The following is a 4032-nucleotide window of genomic DNA, read 5'->3' as shown; positions in this document are numbered from 1 at the left end:
GAAAAGACGTTGCTCGAACTGGAAGGCGGCTTTTGCCGTGGCCGGCCAGCTTGCCGGCCCGGGCTGATGCGCAACCGCGACATCGTGGCCGTCCGCCTCCAGCCGCTCTATGGCGACCTGCTGCCAACGGCGCGGCGCCGATTGCGGAACGATGACCTCGATCGCCAGCATGTCTTGCCGTCCGCGTCTATTTTCTAATCGGGTTTTCGTAGTTCCGATAATGAGGAGCGAAAGACTAGCTTAAAAATGCTTACATCCGGGTTACACGCAAAGTCCAACTTCGACTTTGACGTCCACGGCGAAAATTCTTGACTTGCGATCCCGAACCGGCCGAGGGCCATGCGCCCGGCCGCTTTTGCAACGCAACATTAGCATTTTACGCATATACCAAGATTCCAACAATCCCGGCGACCGATCTTGACCTGAAACGCAAGACGTCGTCGATAGGCCGCTGTCCAGCCGGTTCGGATCACATGTTTGAAGTCACTGCCGAGGATGCGTTCGATTTCCGTTCGACGGAATACGCCGAGCTCTTCGCCAATTCGGCGGCGACCGCTTTTCAGCATCCCATATGGCTCGCGCAACTGTATGAGAGGATCGTGCGGCAAGGCGCCGCCACGCCGCTGATCATCGTCGTACGCGTGCGTGCGAGCGGGAAGCTTGCGATGGTCCTGCCGCTGGTGAGGCGCCGGTACACGCTGCTGAAGGTGGTGGAATTCGCGGATATGCGGGTTTCCGACTATGTGTCGCCGGTCGCCGACGAGGAGACCTTCTCACGCATCCTGGCCGACAGCCGCGCAGTCGCAGCAATCCGCAAGCATCTGCGGCCATACGATCTCTTGCGCATCGGCAAGCTCGCGGATCGCTCGTTGGCGATGGAACGCTTGCTTGGCATCGACAAGCGCGACAGCATGGGCATGAGCGCCTATTCCAGCAAGCTGGAGCCGACATTCGCCGGCTGGCGTGAGCATCGGCTGGACCAGTCGTATCGCAAGGAGCTCGACAAGAAGTCGCGGCAGCTCAACCGGATGGGGGAGGCGCGCTTCGAATGCGTGGACGGCCCGGCCGCCATCCGCACAACATTCGATGCGCTCAGGCTCTATCGCGGCAAACGCTTCGACGGCAGCAACGGTCCCGCCGACCTTCTGCAACTGCCCTCCTATTTCGATTTCTACCTGGCCGTGGCCAATGAGGGATGCGGCGGCTTCGCCCGCACCTATGCATTCTGGATGAACGGCCGGCCGATCGCCGGCGCGCTCGGGCTCGAGCACCGTGGCTCGCTCCTGGTCATTCTCGGCGGCTTCGACGAGGCCGGCTACAGGAAGCAGTCGATCGGCAGCCTGATGTTCGAGCAGATCGCCCGCGACTGTATCGAGCGCGGCGACCATCACCTCGATTTCACCATCGGCGACGAACCCTACAAGCGCATCTTCGGCGGACGGCCCTCACCGATGTGGCAAATCTACCGGGCGGGGAGTCCGCTCGGCTACGCGGCGCATATGACGGTGGAGAAAATGCCGGCAACCAAGGTGCTGGCGCGGCGCATCCTGGAGGCCGCGCATGTCAAGAAGGCCAAGCCTTCTCCCATCATGGTTCCGTCGGCCTCCGATGAGGCCGCCGAATCTTCCTGAGTAAGATCGTAGCCGCAAAGCCTCGAGGCGTCACGCATCCGAACGTCCATCGCGCGTTGACGGACGCGATTGTCGAGCGCCGGCCCTGGACGGTGGCGGTGCGATCAACCGACGGCTTCTACGCTCGGTCGCTTGAGGCCGCGCAGCCTCGCGGCAAAGCTCGGGCTCACCTTGTCGATCTCATACAGGATGCGGCGGCGGCTGAAGTGGACTTGCCGGCGCGCGCGCCAGCGCAGGTCGGTGTCGATGGTCAGACTGCGGCGGAAATTCGCCAGTTGGAGCGCGTGTTCGTCCATCGCCAGCTTCGCCGGATCGTCGTAGAAAGCGGCGATCTTCGCCGCCGCCATGCCGGGCGTGGCCATCCATTGCGGCACATGCACCATGCATAACCGTTCCACATCGGTGAGCAGCCGGCTGACGCCCGTTCCGGCGGCCGGACAGGATGTCTGGTAGGCATCGCCTATCAGGACCACGCCGTCGCGTTTGCAATTCTCGGCAACGGTGATGTCGGTGAGCCAGCTCGAGACACGGTCGATGACTTCGAAATCGCCGAAGGTGTTGATCAGTCCTGGAAGCGTTTCGATGAGCGTTTCCCGGGGACGGTCGCGCAGCGCCTTGACCCACGGGTCGGTGTGCTCCCGGAAAACAAAGAGATTGGCGCGGGTAACGTCCCCGGCCGGGAAAAAGTTCAGGTAATCGATCCCGTCCGAGACGCGTTCACCGTAATAGGTCAGCGCAGGGTGCCTGAAGGCGCTCGCGCCCGCCGGACGGACATTGAAGCCGAAGGTCAACGATTGCCGCTGGTGGATGGACCGGCGCTCGATACCCACATCGCGCCGCAGGATGTCACCCATGCCCGTGGCGAGCACGAGGAGGCGCGCCGTCACATCTTCTTGCCCGATGATCGACACGCGCTGCCGCTCGGGGCCAGCCTCCACTCCGCTCACCCGGCCGGCGACGAAGCGTACGGTCTTAGGCAGTTCGGCGCGCATCGCGGCGACGAGGTCGTCGTAGAAAATGCCGTAGTGGCGGGCGCGCGTGCGGTCGAGCACCCGTCCCTTGCGCATATTGACGATCTCGTCGAATGCCGCGGCCGCCGCCGAAAGGCTGTCCAGCAGACCGATTCGGCGCAATTTGTCGATCTGGTCGCCGGCGATCTTCTCGACGCGGAACTCGCGCGGAAAAACGGGATAGCGATCGATCAGCGTGACGTGGTAGCCGGACCGCCCAAGCAGGGTCGCGGCAAGCGTGCCTGAGAGCCCGCCGCCGACGATGGCGATCTCCGTATCGGTTCCTGCCGGCAGCGGACGGAGCGAGTTTTCGGCGGTCATTGCGAATACCTCAACAGGGCATAGAGAGCGCGGGGATTGGTGGTGAAATAGCGCCAGAAGAGCCGGCGCGGCTCCATCAGCATGCGCCAGAGCCATTCGAAGCCGGCCTTCTGGACCCAGAGCGGCGCGCGTCGGACCTTGCCGCCAAGATGGTCGAAAAGGCCGCCGGATGTCTTGATGACCCCGACATTCGAGAGGCGCGACCCGAAGTCGCGCACAAAGATCTGCTCGCGCGGCACGCCGAGGCCGAGCCACAATATGTCCGGAGCGAGCGCGTCGATTTCATCGAGCTTCTTCTCGAGCGCTTCGCCGGCGAGATAGCCGTGGCTGTGGCCGACGATGCGCAGGCGCGGGTAACTGGCCTGGATCGCCGCCACGGCCTTGCCGTTCTCGGCCTCCGTGGATCCCAGCAGATAGAAGGTTGCCGCCTCGTTCTCGGCGAGCTTTGCCACGTCGTGGAACAGATCGGTGGTGGCCACCCGTTCCGGCAGCGGCGTGCGGCACAAAAGGCGCGAAGCGAGAACAAGCGGCTGGCCGTCGGCGAAGATCTGGTCGGCTTCGCGAAAGAGGGCGGCTATCTCGGACTTGGCGCGCGCCTGGGCGATGACCTCGCCGTTGGCGGAGGTGAAATAATACGGACGGCTGCCGTGCCGGTGTTGGCGCGCCGCCGCGATCATCAGGCGGGCGGCGCCCTGCCGGTCGATCACGGTGATGGGCAGCCCGCCAAGCTGCACCGTCGGCAATGCAAGCACGTCCTGCCGGGATGGCGCTGCCTCCAGCTTCGCCACGGCGCTCACGCTCGTGTGCCCGGTCGAAGTCTGAGGCGGCAACCGAGGAAAATGAGAGGTCTCATGGTTCGCAGGCGTCACACGTTGGCTGGAATGGAGCGGATCCGGTGCGCCGGTCGTAGCGCCCTCTTGTTCAAAATCTCTTTTTGAACTTTCTAAAACTTTTCGCATAGGAGAATTCGCCCCACTCCCCGATATTCAAACTACCCCCTTCATTGCCACCATAAGTAAAAAAAACAAAAAGTTAAGTGATATGTTAATAATTAGTTAATGTGTAAATTT

At 62.7% G+C, this 4032-nt stretch carries 3 protein-coding genes; 1 reads left to right on the top strand and 2 read right to left on the bottom strand.

Translation table 11 applies throughout. The features are described from left to right. Positions 1-473 precede the first annotated feature (473 nt). The gene (locus tag EOA29_RS27905) at positions 474-1631 is read left to right on the top strand and encodes a GNAT family N-acetyltransferase (protein WP_126092268.1); all 1158 of its coding nucleotides are present in this window, start codon (positions 474-476) and stop codon (positions 1629-1631) included. A 104-nt stretch (positions 1632-1735) separates the two neighbouring features. Here EOA29_RS27905 and EOA29_RS27900 read toward each other — a convergent pair whose 3' ends face one another. Next, positions 1736-2962 carry an NAD(P)/FAD-dependent oxidoreductase gene (locus tag EOA29_RS27900; protein ID WP_127221892.1) on the bottom strand — a complete coding sequence of 409 codons (1227 nt, stop codon included), beginning with the start codon at positions 2960-2962 and terminating at the stop codon, positions 1736-1738. Next, positions 2959-3759, bottom strand: coding sequence for a WecB/TagA/CpsF family glycosyltransferase (locus EOA29_RS27895; protein ID WP_245464894.1), 801 nt, complete (start codon positions 3757-3759; stop codon positions 2959-2961). The genes EOA29_RS27900 and EOA29_RS27895 overlap by 4 nt, the downstream gene beginning before the upstream one ends. Between the last annotated feature and the right edge of the window lie 273 nt (positions 3760-4032).

Origin of the sequence: Mesorhizobium sp. M1E.F.Ca.ET.063.01.1.1, assembly GCF_003998155.1 — a bacterium.
Lineage (GTDB): Bacteria > Pseudomonadota > Alphaproteobacteria > Rhizobiales > Rhizobiaceae > Mesorhizobium.
This window is presented reverse-complemented; position numbering and strand designations above follow the sequence as displayed.

Coding starts and splice junctions, on each gene's coding strand:
- EOA29_RS27905 (WP_126092268.1), top strand. CDS start 474: ATGTTTGAAGTCACTGCCGAGGATGCGTTCGATTTCCGTTCGACGGAA.
- EOA29_RS27900 (WP_127221892.1), bottom strand. CDS start 2,962: ATGACCGCCGAAAACTCGCTCCGTCCGCTGCCGGCAGGAACCGATACG.